Origin of the sequence: Actinoalloteichus caeruleus, from assembly GCF_049311605.1 — a bacterium.
Lineage (GTDB): Bacteria > Actinomycetota > Actinomycetes > Mycobacteriales > Pseudonocardiaceae > Actinoalloteichus_B > Actinoalloteichus_B caeruleus.
In genome coordinates this window covers 4,373,087-4,391,531 of sequence record NZ_CP186005.1, presented here as the reverse complement: position 1 = coordinate 4,391,531, position 18,445 = coordinate 4,373,087, and the positions used below count along the sequence as shown (strand labels likewise).

The following is an 18,445-nucleotide window of genomic DNA, read 5'->3' as shown; positions in this document are numbered from 1 at the left end:
CGCGTGCGACTGTTGGTGATCACCGGCACCGACACCGGTGTCGGCAAGACCGTGGTCACGGCCGGGGTGGCGGCGCTGGCGGCGGCGAGCGGTCGGAGTGTCGCCGTGCTCAAGGCCGCGCAGACCGGGGTGGCCGAGGACGAACCGGGGGATGTCGACGAGGTGGTCCGCCTCGCCGGTGCGGTCACCTGCCGGGAGACCGCGCGCTACCCCGATCCGCTGGCCCCCGCGACGGCGGCCCGCCGCCGGGGCCTGGCGCCGGTGTCCCCGAGCGATGTCGCCGACCTGGCCCGCTCCCTGTCCGCCGACCACGACCTGGTGCTCGTGGAGGGCGCCGGTGGGCTGCTGGTCCGCTTCGACGAGAGCGGGGGCCTCGCCGAGACGGCGGCCGAGCTGGCGGCTCCGGTGCTGGTCGTGACCAGGGCCGGTCTGGGCACGCTGAACCACGCGGCGCTCACCGTGGAGGCGCTGCGCGGGCGGGGCCTGCGTTGCGCGGGGCTCGTCGTGGGGGAGTGGCCGGCCCACCCGGACCTCGCGTGCCGGGAGAACCTCCGGGACCTGCCGTTGGTCACCGGGGTACCGCTGCTCGGCGTGCTGCCCACCGGGTGTGCGGGGCGGTCCCCGGCGGACTTCCTGCTCGCCGCCCGCGACGGTCTCGCCGGCGCACTGGGCGGGCGGTTCACCCCGAAGGGGATCACCGGGCCGGCCGGAGTGGGCGTCGCACCGGGCACCGCCCCCACGACGCCGTCCGAAGTGGAGGAGCCAGCACAGACTCGCCGACCGATTTTGTAGGTCTTCGGCAGTGCGCGCCACGTACCGTCACTGACATCGTGACAACTCGTGAGCGATGTCGACGGTAGGTCCACCACCAGCGCCCAGCCGGTGGACGTCCTGGCCAGGGCCGAGGCCGAGGTGCTGGAGGCCGGCCGGGGGCTGGGCGAGGGCGCGCTGCGCGAGGTGCTGTCCCTGCCGGACTCCCGGTTGCCCGAACTCCTCGACCTGGCACACCGGGTGCGGCTGCGCTGGTGCGGTCCGGAGGTCGAGGTCGAGGGCATCGTCAGCCTGAAGACGGGCGGTTGTCCGGAGGACTGCCACTTCTGCTCCCAGTCCGGTCTGTTCCCCACCCCGGTCCGGGCGGCCTGGCTGGACATCCCGGGCCTGGTGCGCGCCGCCCGGCAGACCGCGGCCTCCGGTGCGACCGAGTTCTGCGTGGTGGCGGCGGTGCGCGGGCCGGACGAGCGCCTGCTCCGGCAGGTCAGGGCGGGCATCGAGGCCATCCGCGCCGACGAGGTGACCCGCGAGCTCAACATCGCCTGCTCCCTGGGCATGCTCACCGGGGAGCAGGTGGAGGAGTTGGCGGCGATGGGGGTGCACCGCTACAACCACAACCTGGAGACCGCCCGTTCCCACTTCTCCCGGGTCGTCACCACCCACACCTGGGAGGAACGCTGGTCCACCCTCCGGATGGTGCGGGACGCGGGCATGGAGGTGTGCTGCGGCGGGATCATCGGGATGGGGGAGACGACCGCGCAGCGAGCCGAGTTCGCCAGCCAGCTCGCCGAGCTCGACCCCCACGAGGTGCCGTTGAACTTCCTCATCCCCAACCCGGGCACCCCGTTCGAGCACTACCCGGTCGTCGAGGGGCCGGAGGCGCTGCGCACGGTGGCGGCGTTCCGGTTGGCCCTGCCGCGCACCATGCTGCGCTTCGCCGGGGGCCGGGAGCTGACCTTCGGTGACCTGGGGGCCAGGCAGGGCATGCTCGGCGGGATCAACGCGATCATCGTCGGCAACTACCTGACCAACCTCGGGCGACCGGCCGGCGAGGACCTGGACATGCTGGCCGAGCTGAACATGCCGATCAAGGCGCTCAACAGCACCCTGTGAGCCCTCGGGGTTTCGGACTCGACGCACCCGGGGGTGGGAGGAGGGGGACGTGGACGGCACGGGCTACTGCGGGTGGTGCGGCCGGCCGGACGGGGCCTGCCCGGACCGGGCGGTCTGTGTTCGTCGGCGCGGCACCGACCCTCCCCGGTACTGTCCTTCCTGCGCCCGGCGCATGGTGGTGCAGGTGACCCCGGCCGGGTGGAGTGCCCGGTGCGGCCGGCACGGCAGCCTGGGGGTGGAGGCCGACGCACCCACCCCGCCGGTCGGTTGAGGCGTCCTGGGACACTCACCGCCCGGGAGCGGCGTCGCCCACGGCGCCCGGCCCCGGGACCGACCAGGGTGAACCGCGCGGCGGCCGGAACCCACCGAGAGAGCGGAGGTGCGGGTGTCGCGGCAACCGCGCAGCACCGGAGATGTCGGACCAGCACACCTCCCGGCCGTCCCGCCACCAGGTGCCGGGCACGTCGTGGCGATGCCGGCGCGGCGCCCCCGCCCGCCGTTGGTGCGGCCCGACCTGCTGCCCGCGCTGAACCTGCTGTCCCTGGTCGCGCTCACCGGCCTTCCCCTGGGGTGGTTGTGGTCCGCCCTGGCGCCCCCGGTGCGGCTGCGGGTGCTCGCCGACGGGCGCCTGGCGAGCCTGCCCGCCGAGAGCTACCACCGGTTCGACGCCCTGGCGCTGTTCGTCCTCCTCGGCCTGGGAGCGGGCGTGGTCACCGGCTTCGCGGCCTGGTCGTGGCGCAGCCGGCGGGGACCGGTCGTCCTCGTCGCCGTCGTCCTCGGCTGCCTGGCCGCGGCCTGGTTGGCCAACCGGATCGGCACGTCGTTCGCCATGAGCCGGTTCCCCCTGGCGGACACGGTGTCGGCCGGGGCCACGCTGGTGCGCCCTCCGGAACTCACGACCGCCCTCGCCCTGGTCGCGCAACCGCTCGGAGCGGCACTGAGCTACGGCATGGCTGTCGCCTGGTCGGGGACCGACGACCTGGGTCGACGGCGGGGCTGACACCGGCGGCGGGCGCCCGGCTGGCCTTCGCCGGGGGCGGGACGGTGCCGTCCGACCCCCCGCGGCGGGCGCTCAGCAGGAGCGGACGTCCTCCCCGCTCGGGGGTCGGAGCACGGCGAACGGATCGGTGACCCGCAGCCCCGAGCCGGTGAACCGGAACAGCGCCGCCGGCCGTCCTCCGCTGGGGCCGGACGGGGCGGTGCCGCCGGTCGGTTCGAGCAGGCCGCGTCGGGACAGGACCCGTTGCAGGTTGGTGGCCGAGACCCGGTAACCCAGCGCGGCGGAGTAGACGCGGCGCAGGGCGGACATGGTGAACTGCGGCTGAGCCAGGGCGAACCCGAGGTTGGTGTAGGACAGCTTGGCGCGGAGCCGGTCGCGCGCGCGCAACACGATCGACCCGTGGTCGAAGGCGGTCTCGGGCAGCGCGGAGACCGGGAACCACTCGGTGTCGTCGGGGATCTCCGGGTCGACGTCGCAGGGGACCAGGCCGAGGAAGGCGGTGGCGACCACCCGTCGCCCCGGGACCCGTTCGGGGGCGCTGAACACCGAGAGCTGCTCGACGTGTGTGAGCTGTCGCACGTCGACCTTCTCGGCGAGCTGACGCCGGATGGAGGACTCCACGTCCTCGGTGGCGCCCAACTGCCCGCCGGGCAGCGCCCATCTGCCGGCTTGCGGCGGCCTGCCGCGCCGCCAGAGCAGTACCCGCAGGGACTTCTCGCGGTCGCGGCCCCGGACTCCGAGCACCGCCGCCAACACCTCGTGACCGGTCTGACTCACCTGGTTGATAGTATCCACCCAGTTTTCGATCGGAGGGCGAAAACCGGCGGGTGGTGACCCACCTCCGGTTCCCTCGAGGAGGACAAGATGGTTGCGACCACCACGACCGACCTGGACCTGACCCCCTACGGCGGCGTGACCCCCGACGCCGCGTGGCGGGAGGAGGTGCTGCGCCTCGCCGAGGAGCGCGACGCGGTGCTGCTGGCGCACAACTACCAGCTCCCGGAGATCCAGGACGTCGCGCACCACACGGGAGACTCGCTGGCGCTGAGCAGGATCGCCGCCAGCAGCACGGCGTCCACCATCGTCTTCTGCGGTGTGCACTTCATGGCCGAGACGGCGAAGATCCTCAGCCCGGAGAAGACCGTGCTGATCCCCGACGAGCGGGCCGGGTGCTCACTCGCCGACTCCATCACCGCCGAGCAGTTGCGGGAGTGGAAGGCCCAGCACCCCGGGGCGGTGGTCGTCTCCTACGTCAACACCACCGCGGCGGTGAAGGCCGAGACCGACGTCTGCTGCACCTCCTCCAACGCGGTGGACGTGGTGCGTTCCATCCCCGAGGACCGCGAGGTGCTCTTCTGCCCGGACCAGTTCCTGGGCGCCCACGTCAAGCGGGTCACCGGCCGGGAGAACCTGCACATCTGGGCCGGCGAGTGCCACGTCCACGCCGGCATCAACGGCCCCGAGCTGGCGGAGAAGGCCGCGGCCAACCCGGACGCCGACCTCTTCATCCACCCCGAGTGCGGCTGCGCGACCTCCGCGCTCTACCTGGCCGGTGAGGGAGCCGTCCCCGCCGACCAGGTCAAGATCCTCTCCACCGGCGACATGCTCACCGCGGCCCGGTCCACCAACGCCAGCTCCGTGCTGGTGGCCACCGAGGTCGGCATGCTGCACCAGCTCCGCCGGGCCGCTCCGGAGATCGACTTCCGCGCGGTGAACGACAGGGCGTCCTGCCGCTACATGAAGATGATCACGCCAGCCGCGTTGCTCCGCTGCCTGCGCGAGGGCCTCGACGAGGTCACCGTGGACCAGGAGACCGCGGAACGCGGCCGGGACGCGGTCCGGAGGATGATCGCCATCGGGCAGCCCGGCGGCGGGGAATGAACACCGGCGACCAGGGAACGCCGCGCTGGGAGGCCAGCGCGGACCTCGTGGTCGTCGGATCCGGCGTGGCCGGACTGACCTCGGCGCTGCGCGCCACCAGCCTCGGGCTCCGAGTGCTGGTCATCAGCAAGGGCGAACCGTCCGAGGGCGGCACCGCCTGGGCCCAGGGCGGCGTGGCGGTCGTCCTCCCCGACGGCCCCGACGACGACACCCCCGAACGGCACATCGCCGACACCCTCACCGCCGGGGTGGGGCTCTGCGATCCCGGCACCGTGGACGCGGTCGTCCGCGCCGGCCCCGCCGCCGTCACCGACCTGCGGGACCTGGGAGCTGTGTTCGACCGGGGCGCCGACGGGCGGCTCGACCGCACGCGGGAGGGGGGCCACACCGCGTTCCGGGTCGTCCACGCCGGCGGGGACGCCACCGGGGCCGAGGTCGAACGCGCCCTGCTGTCCGCCGCCCGCGGCGGTCCGGCCCTCCTCACCGGCCACACCGCGGTCGAGGTGCTGCGGGGCCGGTCGGGCGGTGTCGCCGGCCTGACGGTGCTCGACGCCGACGGCGTGCCCGGCGTGGTCCGCGCCCCCGCCGTCCTGCTGGCCACCGGGGGCCTCGGCCAGCTCTACCGCGCCACCACCAACCCGGCGGTGGCCACCGCCGACGGGATCGCGCTCGCCCTGCGCGCCGGAGCGAAGGTCGCCGACCTGGAGTTCGTGCAGTTCCACCCCACCGTGCTCTACACCTCGGCCGACGCGACCGGCAGCCGACCGCTGGTGACCGAGGCGGTCCGAGGCGAGGGAGCGGTCCTCGTGGACGCCACCGGAGCCCGGGTGATGGCGGGCGTGCACCCGTTGGGTGACCTGGCCCCCCGGGACGTCGTGTCCCGGGCGATCGGCGCCCACCTGGCCGCCGCGCCCGGCGGCGTGGACGACCACGTCTTCCTCGACGCCACCCACCTCGCCGGCGGCGCCTTCGCCCGCCGGTTCCCCACCGTCAGCGCCGCCTGCCGCCGCGCGGGCATCGACCCCGAGGTTGAGCCCATCCCGGTCGCTCCGGCCGCGCACTTCTCCTGCGGCGGTGTCCTCGCCACGGTGCACGGGCGCACCAGCGTCCCCGGCCTCTACGCGGCGGGGGAGACCGCGAGGACCGGACTGCACGGCGCGAACCGGCTGGCCTCCAACAGCCTGCTCGAAGGGCTGGTCACGGGACGACTCGCCGCCGAGGCGGTCGCCGGTGACCTCGACGCCGGCCTGGTCGGCGGCCCCTGCGCCGTGGACCGGGCACCCCTGCCCGCCAGCGGCATCTGCGACCGGGACGTCGTGCAGCGGGTGATGACCCGGCACGCCGGTCTCGGCCGGGACGCGGCGGGACTGGCCACGGCCCACGCCGAGCTCGAGGCCCGCTCGGTGTCCCGCCCGCTGTCCACCCGGCGGCTCGCCGAGGACGCCGCCCTCACCCTGGTGGCGAGGACCCTGCTCGCCGCCGCCGCACACCGCACCGAGTCCCGGGGTTGCCACCAACGCCTGGACCACCCCGGACGCGAGGACGAGGTCTGGAGGCGGTCCACGGCGTTCCGGCTCGACGTGTTCGGCGAGCCCATCGCCGTGGACGCACCCGCCCTCGGAGCCGCCGCGTGAACCGCCGCGCCGCCACCGGTCCCCGCCCCGAGCCCCCCGGGGCCACCCGCACGAGGAAGGTGCGATCGTGAGCACTGCCCCAGCCGCCCCCGCCCTGTCCGACTCCGTGGCCACCGCCCTCACCACCGCCGGGCTGAACCCCTCTGAGATCGCGACGCTGATCGCCACCGCCCTGCGCGAGGACCTGCGGTACGGGCCGGACGTCACCACCGAGGCGACCGTCCCCGCCGACCAGTGGGCCGTGGCCGACATCGCGCCGAGATCGCCGGGGGTGCTCGCCGGGCTCCCCCTGGTCCGGGCCGTCTGCGACCTCCACCTCGGCCCCCGGGGGTACGAGGTGGTGGAGGCGCTCTCCGACGGTGACCGCGTCGTGGCCGGGCAGCCAGCGATGCGGCTACGCGGACCGGTGCGGGGGCTGCTCACCGTCGAACGGACCGCGCTCAACCTGCTCTGCCACCTCTCCGGCATCGCCACCGCCACCGCCGCCTGGGTGGACGCGGTGGCCGGCACGGGCTGCGTCATCCGGGACAGCCGCAAGACCCTGCCGGGGCTGCGTTCGGCGCAGAAGTACGCGGTGCGGTGCGGCGGGGGCTCGAACCACCGGATGGGACTGGGGGACGCGGTCCTGATCAAGGACAACCACGTCGTGGCGGCGGGCTCGGTCACCCACGCGCTCGCCGCCGCGCGGGAACACGCCCCCGACCTCCCGTGCGAGGTCGAGGTGACCACGCTGGAGGAGCTGGACGCGGTGCTCGCCGCGCGCGCCGACGAGGTGTTGCTGGACAACTTCACCGTCGAGCAGTGCGCCGAGGCGGTGCGCCGCCGGGACGCCGCCGGAGCCAGCGGCACCCGGTTGGAGGCCTCCGGCGGGCTCACACTGGCGGTCGCCGCCTCCTACGCGGCCACCGGCGTCGACTACCTCGCGGTGGGGGCGCTCACCCACTCCGCTCCGGCGCTGGACCTGGGGCTGGACCTGGACTGACCCCGTGCCCACCCGCCATCCGCTCGCCCGCGACCAGGTGGCCGTCGGTCCTCAACCGACGATGGCCAGTTGGGCGACGACCACCAGCACCAGCAGCAGCGGCCCCCGCGACAGTTCGCGGATCAGGTTCAGCGGCATCGGTCCGAGCCCGGTGTCGTAGAGCGTCAGGTCGTAGGACAGCGGGGGGCGGGTGGCGAGCCGGTAGGTGACCAGCACCGCGCCGAGCACCGACACCGCCGAACACCACCACGTCGAGGACGGCAGGGCGGGAGCCGTCAACAGCACCCACAGCAGCGCGCCCACACCCGGCACCACCAGATGGGCGAGCAGCAAGTGGCGATCGGTGCCGCCCAACGCCCGCCGCAGACCGGGCGAACGCGCCACCGTCCGCAGCCCCCCGGCGAGCCGGTCGGTGGCCAGCGCCGCGCCCAGTGCCTGGACCACCGCGACCGTCGCCTCGGGCAGCGCCACGCCCGCCACCGCGTAGGGCACGAGCAGCAGGACCGCCCACACCACACCCCGCGCCGGCCGACGCAGCAGGCGGAGGCAGTCGGCGCGGAGCGACACCGTCACCCGCGTCCCCCGCAGCCGCCGCGACCGAACCCGGCCCCGGCGTCGCATCGCCTTCTCGTCGAGAGCCGACGAGAGCACCGAGAGGTCCAGCCACCACACCGCCACGGACGCGGTGCCCGCGAGGTCGGCACCAGCGGTGAGGGTGGCCCGCCCCACCCGGGCCAGCCGAACCCACGAGGCGAGCGAGGCGACCACCGCCACCACCCCCAAGACGACCACCCAGGCCGACGAGGGCGCGGGCAGGGTGACCATCCACCCCGCCGGTGCGGCGAGGACCACCCCGCCCACCACGCAGGCGGCCAGCACCCCGTCCACGGCCCACCGCAGCCGACGCGGCCCGTCCGGAACCGATTGGCCCAGCACCGCGACCGCCACCGCCAGCGCACCACCGGCCACCCCGGCGGCACCGGCGAGCAGGACGCCCGGGCCGCGCAGGGACGCCAACGCGGCCAGCACCACCCCGACGAGCCCGCCCAGCGCCGCGATCCCGGATGACAGGGCGACCATCGTCGGAGCCAGGAAGCCCCGGCGGCTCACCGGCGCGCCCAACAGCCAGAACCGCTTCGTCGCGCCGACGACCACAGGTCCGATGGTCAGCAGGGAACGGACCACCCCCGCCCAGGCGGCGACCGCGCCCACCAGCACCAACCAGCGCAGCGACGCCAGCTCCTCGGGCTCCGGCACCGCCGGCCCCCCTGCCACGGCGGAGACGAAGCTGACCAGGGCACCGGCCACCACCAGAGCGACCAGGACCGGCGAGGAGAGGTCCCCCACCCGGCCCATCGCCCCACGCCCACCCCGCTCCCGCCGCGCCGCGCGCAACCGGGCCCGCAGCGCACGCGCCGTGGGAGGTGGGGAACCCACCGCCGGGACCGTCGTGCCCGGCCCACCGGCGCGCCGGACCGCGGTCACGGAGCGACCGTGACGACGTTGTCCGCCACCGCGTCCACCAGGGCGGAGTGGTGGGACGCGAAGAGCACCGCCGTCCCGGCCGCCTTCTCCGCGAGGAGCCTCTCCCGCAACCAGTCGTGCCCACTCTCGTCCAGCCGCTGCTCGGGCTCGTCGAGGACCAGCGCGCGCCGTGGCCGGACGAGGCAGGAGGCCAGGGCCAGCCGCCGCGCCTGCCCGCTCGACAGCGTCGCGGGGAGGTTGTCCCGCACGGACCGCAGCCCACAGTCCACGACGGCGGCGTCGACCACCGCCGGGTCGTCGACCCCGTGTGCCCAGGCCACCACCAGCAGGTGCTCCACGACGGAGAGGTCAGGGAAGGAGGCCGCGTCGTCCAGGGCGGCGGCGACCGAGGCGCGGAAGGCGGGCGAGGTCTCGTCGAGCGGAGCCCCGTCGAACAGCACCTCTCCCGAGGTCGGCGCCTCCGCGCCCACGGCACAGCGCAACGCCGTCGACTTGCCCGCGCCGTTCGGTCCGACCACCGCTACCGCCCGACCCGCCTCGAGGGCGAGGTCGAGGCGGTCCAGGACGACGTGGTCACCGAAGCGCACCGTCAGCCCCCGGAACTCCAGCAACGCCGTCCCCCGGCGTTCCGGGAGGGTGGGGGCCGGCGACGACGAGGTCGACGGTGGACGGTGCATGCGAGGACCTGCTCTCGGAGGCGGTGGGCATCCCCCCGACAACGGCCGGTGCGTCGCCCCGGTTCCGCCCCGATCCCCGTCCTGGGCTGGCACCGTCCTGTCAGGACGAGCCGCCCGTCGAACGCCCCGAGGCCGTCCGAGCCACGAGCCCGGCCCGGGTGGGAGCGGCACGCGCCCGCTCCCGCGCCCAGGTCGGAGCCGGTGCCCAGCACGGCGACCCGCGCACTGGTCGTCGCGGTCGTCAGAGCCGCTGGTTGGCCAACACCGGCACCGAGTCCCGGGCAGCGGCGACGCGTGCCGAGTCGATGCCGGCGAGCACCACCTCGGGAGCGGAGCCCGCCGCGACCCGCACGGTGCCCAACGGGTCGACCACCATGCTGTGCCCCACCCCGGTGGGCGCCCGTCCCCCGGCCTGCTCGACGTCCGCGCCATCGGGAAGGGCCTGGCCGCAGGCCAGCACCCAGCTGGTCGAGTCGAGCGCGCGGGCCCGCACCAGGAGCTCCCACTGCCGCAGCTTGCCCGGCCCGGCGCCCCAGGACGCGGGCACCACCACCGCCTCCGCCCCCTCCGCCGCCAACCGGGTGAACAACGCGGGGAAGCGCAGGTCGTAGCAGGTGGCGAAACCCAACCGCATGCCCTCGACCTCGACGCTGACCAGCCGATCCCCCGAGGCCACGGTCGCCGACTCCTGGAAGCCGAACGCGTCGTACAGGTGGATCTTGTCGTAGTAGGTGTCCACCCCCCGCCCGGTGACCAACAGGGTGTTGGTGACCCGGTCGTTCGGGGCCGGGGTGAACATGCCGGCGACCACGAGCAGCTCGTACTGGGCCGCGATCCGGCGGACCTCCGTCGCCCACGGCCCCTCCAGGCCCTCGGCGAGGGGGCGCAACGGGATCCCGAAGCACGCCATCGTCGCCTCCGGGAACACGACGACCTGGGCGCCGGCGGCGGCCGCCTCCGCCGCGCCGTGCCGGACCAGCTCCAGGTTGCTCGCGGGATCCGGTGTCGTGCTGAGCTGGCAGAGAGCCACCCGCAACGAGCCTGCCATCATCCACCTCGCCGTAGCCATCGTCGTGATCGGACACTCCGATCCTGCCCCACCCCGCGTCCACCGCGCCGGTTGGACCGATCGGGCGGGCGAGGAAGGCCACGCCCGGGGGAACCGAACGCCTCCGCCCGCGCCAGCCGGGGAACGCGGCGGACGGTCCGGCGGTCCGTCGGGTGGGCGGGCCGACCGGAGCGGAACCGCCGGTGGACCGCGCTCGCACCCCGCCGGGCACTCCGCGTGCCGGTCGTGGGACGCCGGTTCCTAGAGTTGGTGGGTGTTCGTCCGCCGCAGGCCCGTGGCCTTCCTCGCCCTGTCCGCCGTCGCGTTCTCCGCCGGGTGCACCACGCCGACCTCCGAGCGGACCGACGAGGTGCGGGCCGGCGACTCGATCGTGTTGGCCGAGGTCGCCGAACCGGCCACCCTCCACCCGTTGCTGGGCTATGCCGAACAGGGCAAGGGCAAGTTCTACGACGGCCTGCTCACCCACGACGCGGAACGGGTCACGCGCCCCGCCCTGGCCCTGGAGGAACCCGAACCCTCCACGGACGGGACCACCTGGACGGTGCGCCTCCGCGAGGACGTCACCTTCCACGACGGTTCCCCCCTCGGCGCGGAGGACGTCGTCGCGACCTACCGGGCCGCGATCGACCCGGCCAGCGGGTCCCTGGTGGCCGCCGGTCTCGACGTGGTCGAGTCGGTCACCGAGCTCGACGACCACACCGTCCAGTTCGACCTGCGCCACCCCCACGCGTCCTTCCCCGACCTGTTGGTGCTGGGCATCGTCCCCAGCGAGGACGTGGCCGCCGGCCCCCTCGTCGACTCACCCCTGAACACCCAACCCGTCGGGACAGGCCCCTACCGGCTCGTCGAGTGGATCCAGGGCGAGCGGATGGTGTGGGAGGCCAACGAGGACTACTGGGACGGCGCGCCCGAGATCGACCAGGTGACCGTCGTCTTCGGCCTGGGGTTCGAGGAGAGGGTCCGGGGGATGGGGGACCGGGAGCTCGACGGGGCGGTGCTGCACCCGTGGGAGGCCAGGGACCTCCCGGAACAGACCGAGCTGGAGGTCGTCCACCACGACAGCGGGGAGTTCCGGGCCGTGACGCTGCCCTCCGGTCACCCGGTCGCCGGGGACCCGGCCATCCGCCTCGCGTTGAACCTGGCCGTCGACCGCGCCGGCATGGTGGCCGACGTCCTCGGTGGGCACGGACAGCCGGCGCACACCCCGTTCCCGCCCACCCTCCCGGAGTTCGTCGACCCCGAGGCGTCCTTCGTCCTCGACGCCCCGCAGGCCCGCCGGATGCTGGAGAACGAGGGCTGGGACCTCGACGACGGCGAGGAGGTCCGCACCCGGGAGGGCACCCCCGCGCGCTTCACCCTGCTGCACCCGGTCGACGACCCGCTGAGCGCCGAGCTCGCCGCCGCCTTCGCGGAGGGGGCGGCGAGCATCGGCGTGGAGGTGGGGGTCGAGGGGCTGCCCTGGGAGGACATCCTCCCCCGGGCCGGGAGGGACGCCGTGGTGGTCAGCCACGGGAACCCGCTGGACCCCGACCTCCAGGGCTACCCGTCTCTGCACTCCTCCTCGGTCGCCGAGGCCAACCTGGGCCGCTACGACAACCCCCAGGTCGACGCCTCGCTCGACGCCGCCCGCCTCGGCCTCGACCAGGCGGAGCGCACCGCCCACTACCGGGCCGCGCAACGGGCCTACGTGGCCGAGCCGGGGCTGGTGTACCTGGTCTTCCCCCGCCACAGCTACCTCCTGGGCCCGGGGTGGGCCGGGTACCAGCGGGTCACCGAGCCTCGCGGCCACGGGATGACCTGGGGGCCCTGGTGGAACCTGGAGGACTGGTCCCGGAACTGAGCGCCCCCGGGGGACGGGTGCGTGGTGGGCGGGAGGACGCACCGGTCCACGTGGACCCGCTGGCGCCCGGGCCCGGTGCGCGGGGCGGCAGGTGACGTTCCGCCGAGGGCGCCTTGGCTCCCGGTCCGCGCCTCACCTGATCAGGGGGCTCGGGGGTGAACGTCTTCCTCCCCGTGATCAACACACCTACCGTGGTCGAACGAGGACGACGGTGAGCGCGCCCGACGGAGAACCACCCCAGCGGCTCGGAGGCAGGCAGGTGAGCGGCATGTGGAGCAAGGACCGCACCCGGGACCACGTCGTGGGCGATCCCGCCTCGAGAACTCGGCACCCCCTCGTCCGGGACCGCGGCGCGCCCCCCGGCCGGGAAGCGGGACCGTCACCCCGGCGGGGCCGGCGAGGCGGCGCCCGCACCCGACCGCCAGGGCCGATCACCGCCTTCCTCCTCGCCGCGTTGACGGCGGCCGCCGCCTGCGCACCTCCCGCGCCGCTGGTCGAGGACACCCGCTCGACCAGCGGTACCCCGGCCGACCTCGTGGGACCGCCGCTGCCCGTCGACGAGTTCCCGGACCAGGTGGGGCGGGCGTGCGGGACCTGGGCGGACCTGAGCTGGCCGGTCAACGACCAGGCGGTGGACCACCCGGCGGGCGGCGGACTCGTCATCCGGGGCGGGAACCAGTACCACAACTACGGGGAGGACCTGCCGCTCGACGGGTCCTACCGGGAGTACGACGTCAACCCGCGCCCGCCGGGTGAGCGCCGGGACGCCGAGCGGCTGGTCCGGGACCGCGACACCCACGAGGTCTGGTACACCGCCGACCACTACGAGTCCTTCCGGCTGATCTCCGGTGGTTGCGGATGACGACGGCCGTGCCGACCCGGCCACGGCCCGCCCACCCGCTCCGCGGGTGGCAGGACGACGACCCCCCACCGCGCCGGCCGGGCCCACCCGGCCAGCCCCAGCGCCCGAGGACACCCCCACCATGACCGAGCCACTGGACGCGCCCGTACTCCCCGGACACCGATGGGCGGAACTGGCCCTGGACGACGAGATCACGACCGCGAGCCGGGGTGGCGAGGGCGGCGGAGCGAGTCCCGGTCGCTGGACCGTCGACGGTCGCCACTGCGCCACCAGGGCGCAGCTCTTCGACGAGTGGGCCAGGGCGCTGGGGTTCCCCGACTACTTCGGCCGCAACTGGGACGCCTTCGACGAGTGCCTGTCCGACCTCCTCACCGGTGGCGCCGGAATCGGCGTTCGGGAGGGGGGCCCGGGGTCCCGTGAGGAGATCACCGTGCGGCACGCGGAGAACCTCCTGGTGGCCGAACCCGTCACCGAGCTGACGACCTTCATCCGGGTGTTGGACGCGGTGGCGGGGTCGACCGGACCGGAACCGGGCGGAGCCGGACTGCGCGTGCTCTTCCGGACCTCCACCGACGAGGCCGGGGACCTCCGCGACCGGCTGCGGACGGCGGCCCCCGGCCGGGCCTGAGAGAGGTGGCGCTCCGGGGGTGCCGGCTGGCGCGGGTGGGCGTTCCCACCCGTGGGCCGAGGCGAGGCCGGAGCGGCGTCCCGGCGCCCAGCCGCCGCGCCGTTCCCGGGGTCTCGACCCTGGTCCCGAGGCCGGAGCCGCACCGCCTTCCCCCAAAAGTGTGACCCGGTTAGGCTGCGACGAGGTCTGTCACCGCACCGAGGGGGAAAAGTGGAGTTGAACCGGGTGCGAGCCGACACCCCGGCCTGTGAGGACCTGGTGTTCCTGGACAGCGCGGGCTCCTCCCTGCCACCCTCCGTGGTCCTCGACACGGTCACCGGCCACCTCCGCCGGGAGGCCGAGATCGGCGGCTACCGGGCCGCCGGCGAGCGCACCGACGACCTCGAACGCGGCTACCACAGCGCGGCCCGGCTGCTGGGGTGCCGGCCCACCGAGGTCGCCTTCCTCGGCAGTGCCGCCCAGGCCTGGTTGACCGCGCTCGACGCGGTACCCCTCGTGCCCGGCGACCGGGTGCTGATCAGCGAGGCCGAGTACGGGACCAACGCGGTCGAACTCCTCCGGCGGCGGGACGAGACGGGCATCTCCGTCGAGACCGTTCCGTCGGCCGAGGACGGGCGGCTCGACCTCGCCGCGCTGCGCCGGATGCTCGACGAACGGGTCCGCCTCGTGTCGCTGGTGCACATGCCGACCAACGGCGGCCTGGTCAACCCGGTGCGGGAGGCCGCGCTGGCCGCGCACCAGGTGGGCGCGCTGGTGCTGCTGGACGCCTGCCAGACCGTCGGACAGCGTCCCGTCGACGTGGACGCCCTCGGTGTGGACCTGCTCAGCGCCACCGGCCGCAAGTGGCTGCGAGCCCCCAGGGGGACCGGCCTGCTCGTGGTCCGGGAGGAGGTCCTGCCCCGGCTTCGCCCTCGGCTCGTCGACCACACCGCCGCCCAGTGGACAGCGCCCGGGCGGTACCGGATGCGGACCGACGCCCGGGTGTTCGAGCGGTTCGAGTTCGGGGTGGCCAACCGGCTCGGGCTGATCGCCGCGCTGGACTACGCGTGGGATCTCGGGATGGAGGCCATCGCCAGCGAGGTGGCCGACCGCGCGGCCCGCCTCCGCGCCGGCCTGGCCGCCCTCCCCGGCGTGCGCCTCTGGGACCTGGGCCCGGATCCGGGCGGCATCGTCACCTTCACCGTCGAGGGCCGCCCCGCCGGTCAGGTGCGGGACGCGCTGTGGGACCAGCGGGTCGCGGTCACGGTGAGCCCGCCGAACTCGACCCTGTTGGACGCCACCCGCAGGTCCCTTCCCGACCTGGTCCGGGCCTCCGCCCACTACTTCGTCTCGCCGGACCAGGTGGCCACCGCCGTCGCCGAGGTGGACAGGCTGACCCGCTGACCGGTGCCACCGGACGGGGAGTCCGGTGCTGCTCGCCTGGTCGGGCCGTCCGCCACCGTGCGAGCCGCCGGACGCGGGGCGTGCCCCGGGGTGTCGGCCATCCAGGGCGCGGTATGACCAGCTCTGACGGGCGGCCGCGGGGCGGGCCCGGCCGCTCGGAACCGGACCCGCCCGCTCGCGACCGGACCCCGCTCAGGAACAGGTCTCCCCGATCACCCTGGGCACGCAGTCCGCGTAGGAGAGCAGCAGGTCCACCGCCTCGTCGTTGCGGGCGGTCTCCCGCTCGATGACCGAGTCCGGCGGGTAGAAGCCGCCGCCGCCGGCCCCCCTCGGGTACATCTCGAAGGTGTAGCTCCAGATCCCGTGGGCCGCCCACATCCAGTCGTCGATGCTCCCGTCGGTGATGTACAGCCCGCTGGCCTGCATGGGCGTGTACCCGTTGGTGGCCGCCAGCTGCCTGCCCAGGGTGGCGAACACCCTCGCGTCCCGCGCGGTGAGCCCGGGGCCGGTCTCGGCGTAGGTGTAGCCGTAGGGCCACAGCACCAGCTCCGAGTAGGTGTGCCAGTCGATGTGGGCCGTGATCCGCTGCTCACCCCCGACGACCCGGGACGCCACGAAGTCCCGCACCCTGGCGGTCTCGGGCGCGGAGAACGCCGCCGCCCCCCGGTAGGTGCTGCTGCCGGGGCTTCCGCTGGAGCCGCCGCAGCACCCCCACTGGTGTCCCCAGTTGCGGTTGAGGTCGGTGCCCTGCCCCTGGCGGTTCTTCCGCCAGCTCCGGAACTGCCCGGTGGCGATGTCGTACTCCTTGCCGTCGGGGTTGACCACCGGGACGACGTGGATCACGCGGCCGTCCACGACCCTGGTGATGTCCGGGTCGGTCCCGTAGCCGTCGGTGAACCGTTCGACGATGCGCAGGCACATCTCGGTGGTCAGGTGTTCCCTGGCGTGCTGGGAGCAGGTGAAGAGCACCTCGGGGACGTCGGGGCCGGGGGTGCCGATGCTGAGCAACCAGAGGTCACGCCCCTCGTGGGAGGCGCCGATGCTCGACATCCTCGCGATGTCCGGGTGCTCGCTCACCGTTCGCCGCAGCTCCGAGGTCACCTCGGCGAAGTCGTGGTAGCCCTGGTGGTTGGGGGGAAACGCCAGCGGATCGCTCGGGACGTCCTCCGTGCGCGGGGCCAGCGGTGCCGTGGGGAAACCGAGCCGTTCCACCTCGGCCAGCTGGTCCGGGGTGGCCAGCACCGTCAGCGCGTCGCCCTCCACCGCGAGGATGTCGACGCCGGTGCGGCTCACGGCGGTCCGGTCCCGGGCCTCGCCCGTGCCCTCGACCCGGTGCGGGGACGCCCCACTCCCGGGCTGGACCTCCTGCTGGGTCTCCTGTAGGGACGTGGACGCCGGAACGGCGGGTCGGGCGATGCCCGTCGCGCTGATCGGCGCGAGTAGCGCGAGGCAGCAGCCGGCCGCGAGTACCGCGGCGGACCGGCGAAGGGTGCGTGTGGTCGGGAACATCCTGCCTCCGGGTGATCGCGGAGCGTGATCCCCTGATGGTTCTCCACCTGGCCGGTGGTCCACAAGCAGGGAACCGCTCCCGGTTCCGTTCACTGTCAACAGCTGTGACCGGAGAGCCCCGTTCGTGGCCGCGTCCCGCCATCTACCCTTGGGGGGCGTTCCGGCCGGGACGCGGCCGGCGGGGCCTGGACCTGCCCGGACGGCCGCGAGCCCACCGCAGCCCCGTGCGCGGGACCCGGAGCGCCGCGACGGAACGACGAGTGCGAGGAACCCGATGCTCACCCGAACAGACCTGCGGGACCGCGTCCCGTCCGCCGCCGAGTTGCGCGCGGTGCTGCCGCGCGCCGAGGTAGACGTGGACACGGTGCTGCATCGGGTGCGCCCGCTCGTCGAGGAGGTCCGGCGGTACGGGGTCTCGGCGGCGCTCGACCTCACCGAGCGCTTCGACGGTGTGCGCCCGGCCCGCGTCCGCGTCCCGGCCCAGGCCCTCGCCGACGCCGAGCGGGACCTCGAACCCGGGGTGCGGTCCGCGCTGGTGGAGAGCATCTCCCGCGCCACCCGGGTGCACGCCGCCCAACGCCGGCGGGACGTGACCACCCAGGTCGTGCCCGGCGGCACGGTGACCGAACGGTGGGTCCCGGTGGCCAGGGTCGGCCTCTACGTCCCCGGGGGCAACGCCGTCTACCCGTCGAGCGTGGTCATGAACGTCGTACCCGCCCAGCAGGCCGGCGTGGACTCGCTGGTGGTGTGCTCGCCGGCCCAGGCCGACTTCGGCGGGCTGCCGCACCCCACCATCCTGGCCGCCTGCCAGCTGCTCGGCGTCACCGAGGTCTGGGCGGTCGGGGGCGCGCAGGCGATCGCCCTGCTCGCCTACGGGGGGCAGGACACCACGGGGGAGGACCTGGTCCCCGTCGACCTGGTCACCGGGCCGGGCAACATCTACGTGACCGCCGCCAAGCGGGAACTGCGCGGGCTGGTCGGCATCGACGCCGAGGCCGGTCCGACCGAGATCGCCGTGCTCGCCGACCACACCGCCGACCCGGTCCACGTCGCCGCCGACCTCATCAGCCAGGCCGAGCACGACGAGCTGGCCGCCAGCGTGCTGGTGACCACCTCGTCCGACCTCGCCGACGCCGTGGACGCCGAACTGGCGCGCCGGGTCCCGGCCACCCGGCACAGCGAGCGGGTCCGGACGGCGCTGTCGGGCGCCCAGTCCGGCTGCGTGCTGGTCGCCGACCTGACCGACGGGCTGCGGGTGGTCGACGCCTACGCCGCCGAGCACCTGGAGATCCAGACCGAGGACGCCGGGGCGGTGGCCGCCCGGGTGCGCAACGCCGGAGCGGTGTTCGTCGGAGCCCACAGCCCCGTCTCGCTGGGCGACTACTGCGCCGGATCCAACCACGTGCTGCCCACCGGCGGCTGCGCCCGCCACTCCGGCGGCCTGTCCGTGCAGAGCTTCCTCCGGGGCATCCACGTCGTGGACTACTCCGAGCAGGCGCTCCGGGACGTCGCCGACGTCGTGGTCGCCCTGGCCGAGGCCGAGGACCTGCCAGCCCACGGGCAGGCCGTCACCGCGCGTTTCCGTCCCGAGTCTGGAGCTTCCAGTTGAGC

At 74.7% G+C, this 18,445-nt stretch carries 16 protein-coding genes; 11 read left to right on the top strand and 5 right to left on the bottom strand.

Annotation, left to right across the window (positions count from 1 at the left end; translation table 11 throughout):
• Positions 1–3 precede the first annotated feature (3 nt).
• The 3 genes from bioD (at position 4) to ACOJVX_RS17665 (ending at position 2,884) form a co-directional block, all read left to right on the top strand.
• On the top strand, positions 4–792 hold the full coding sequence (bioD, locus tag ACOJVX_RS17675; RefSeq protein WP_418153515.1) for a dethiobiotin synthase: 789 nt from the start codon (positions 4–6) through the stop codon (positions 790–792).
• 48 nt (positions 793–840) lie between these two features.
• Positions 841–1,884 (top strand): biotin synthase BioB, encoded by a 1,044-nt coding sequence (bioB, locus tag ACOJVX_RS17670; RefSeq protein WP_030105878.1) that lies wholly within the window; start codon positions 841–843, stop codon positions 1,882–1,884.
• Positions 1,885–2,269: 385 nt separating this feature from the next.
• A complete protein-coding gene (locus ACOJVX_RS17665) occupies positions 2,270–2,884 on the top strand; it encodes a DUF2567 domain-containing protein (RefSeq protein ID WP_051314230.1) in 615 nt (204 codons plus the stop codon).
• A gap of 72 nt (positions 2,885–2,956) precedes the next feature.
• Here ACOJVX_RS17665 and ACOJVX_RS17660 read toward each other — a convergent pair whose 3' ends face one another.
• Positions 2,957–3,661, bottom strand: coding sequence for an NUDIX hydrolase (locus ACOJVX_RS17660; RefSeq protein ID WP_081715623.1), 705 nt, complete (start codon positions 3,659–3,661; stop codon positions 2,957–2,959).
• An 87-nt stretch (positions 3,662–3,748) separates the two neighbouring features.
• On the opposite strand from ACOJVX_RS17660, the gene nadA reads away from it, so the two are divergent.
• From nadA to nadC, 3 genes are all read left to right on the top strand, one after another.
• Positions 3,749–4,765 (top strand): quinolinate synthase NadA, encoded by a 1,017-nt coding sequence (nadA, locus tag ACOJVX_RS17655; RefSeq protein ID WP_026420038.1) that lies wholly within the window; start codon positions 3,749–3,751, stop codon positions 4,763–4,765.
• A complete protein-coding gene (locus tag ACOJVX_RS17650) occupies positions 4,762–6,399 on the top strand; it encodes an L-aspartate oxidase (RefSeq protein ID WP_026420039.1) in 1,638 nt (545 codons plus the stop codon). Before nadA ends, ACOJVX_RS17650 begins: the two co-directional genes overlap by 4 nt.
• A gap of 106 nt (positions 6,400–6,505) precedes the next feature.
• Positions 6,506–7,381 carry a carboxylating nicotinate-nucleotide diphosphorylase gene (gene nadC / locus ACOJVX_RS17645; RefSeq protein ID WP_418153548.1) on the top strand — a complete coding sequence of 292 codons (876 nt, stop codon included), beginning with the start codon at positions 6,506–6,508 and terminating at the stop codon, positions 7,379–7,381.
• Between the two features lie 51 nt (positions 7,382–7,432).
• Here nadC and ACOJVX_RS17640 read toward each other — a convergent pair whose 3' ends face one another.
• The 3 genes from ACOJVX_RS17640 to ACOJVX_RS17630 form a co-directional block, all read right to left on the bottom strand.
• Positions 7,433–8,866, bottom strand: a complete 1,434-nt coding sequence (locus tag ACOJVX_RS17640) for a DUF6297 family protein (protein WP_418153519.1) — start codon at positions 8,864–8,866, stop codon at positions 7,433–7,435.
• A complete protein-coding gene (locus ACOJVX_RS17635; protein ID WP_418153520.1) occupies positions 8,863–9,543 on the bottom strand; it encodes an ABC transporter ATP-binding protein in 681 nt (226 codons plus the stop codon). Before ACOJVX_RS17635 ends, ACOJVX_RS17640 begins: the two co-directional genes overlap by 4 nt.
• Positions 9,544–9,784: 241 nt before the next feature.
• Positions 9,785–10,591, bottom strand: coding sequence for a carbon-nitrogen hydrolase family protein (locus ACOJVX_RS17630; protein WP_103056441.1), 807 nt, complete (start codon positions 10,589–10,591; stop codon positions 9,785–9,787).
• 274 nt (positions 10,592–10,865) lie between these two features.
• On the opposite strand from ACOJVX_RS17630, the gene ACOJVX_RS17625 reads away from it, so the two are divergent.
• From ACOJVX_RS17625 to ACOJVX_RS17610, 4 genes are all read left to right on the top strand, one after another.
• Positions 10,866–12,452: an ABC transporter substrate-binding protein gene (locus ACOJVX_RS17625; RefSeq protein ID WP_422646935.1), complete on the top strand. Its 1,587-nt coding sequence runs from the start codon at positions 10,866–10,868 to the stop codon at positions 12,450–12,452.
• 211 nt (positions 12,453–12,663) lie between these two features.
• Positions 12,664–13,314, top strand: coding sequence for a ribonuclease domain-containing protein (locus ACOJVX_RS17620; RefSeq protein WP_211237583.1), 651 nt, complete (start codon positions 12,664–12,666; stop codon positions 13,312–13,314).
• A 121-nt stretch (positions 13,315–13,435) separates the two neighbouring features.
• Positions 13,436–13,942 carry a barstar family protein gene (locus ACOJVX_RS17615; protein ID WP_051314231.1) on the top strand — a complete coding sequence of 169 codons (507 nt, stop codon included), beginning with the start codon at positions 13,436–13,438 and terminating at the stop codon, positions 13,940–13,942.
• A gap of 225 nt (positions 13,943–14,167) precedes the next feature.
• Positions 14,168–15,325 (top strand): aminotransferase class V-fold PLP-dependent enzyme, encoded by a 1,158-nt coding sequence (locus tag ACOJVX_RS17610; protein ID WP_337661843.1) that lies wholly within the window; start codon positions 14,168–14,170, stop codon positions 15,323–15,325.
• A gap of 192 nt (positions 15,326–15,517) precedes the next feature.
• Here the strand turns inward: ACOJVX_RS17610 and ACOJVX_RS17605 are convergent, their stop codons facing one another.
• On the bottom strand, positions 15,518–16,834 hold the full coding sequence (locus ACOJVX_RS17605) for a M14 family metallopeptidase (protein ID WP_418153525.1): 1,317 nt from the start codon (positions 16,832–16,834) through the stop codon (positions 15,518–15,520).
• Between the two features lie 274 nt (positions 16,835–17,108).
• Here ACOJVX_RS17605 and hisD point away from each other — a divergent pair, with 274 nt between their 5' ends.
• Complete coding sequence (hisD, locus tag ACOJVX_RS17600; protein WP_026420047.1) at positions 17,109–18,443, top strand: histidinol dehydrogenase; 1,335 nt, start codon at positions 17,109–17,111, stop codon at positions 18,441–18,443.
• The last annotated feature ends 2 nt before the right edge of the window (positions 18,444–18,445 follow it).

Bases quoted from the DNA above. Each gene is read 5' to 3' on its own strand.
- nadA (WP_026420038.1), top strand. From the start codon at position 3,749: ATGGTTGCGACCACCACGACCGACCTGGACCTGACCCCCTACGGCGGC.
- ACOJVX_RS17650 (WP_026420039.1), top strand. From the start codon at position 4,762: ATGAACACCGGCGACCAGGGAACGCCGCGCTGGGAGGCCAGCGCGGAC.
- ACOJVX_RS17635 (WP_418153520.1), bottom strand. From the start codon at position 9,543: ATGCACCGTCCACCGTCGACCTCGTCGTCGCCGGCCCCCACCCTCCCG.
- ACOJVX_RS17630 (WP_103056441.1), bottom strand. From the start codon at position 10,591: ATGGCAGGCTCGTTGCGGGTGGCTCTCTGCCAGCTCAGCACGACACCG.
- ACOJVX_RS17615 (WP_051314231.1), top strand. From the start codon at position 13,436: ATGACCGAGCCACTGGACGCGCCCGTACTCCCCGGACACCGATGGGCG.
- ACOJVX_RS17605 (WP_418153525.1), bottom strand. From the start codon at position 16,834: ATGTTCCCGACCACACGCACCCTTCGCCGGTCCGCCGCGGTACTCGCG.
- hisD (WP_026420047.1), top strand. From the start codon at position 17,109: ATGCTCACCCGAACAGACCTGCGGGACCGCGTCCCGTCCGCCGCCGAG.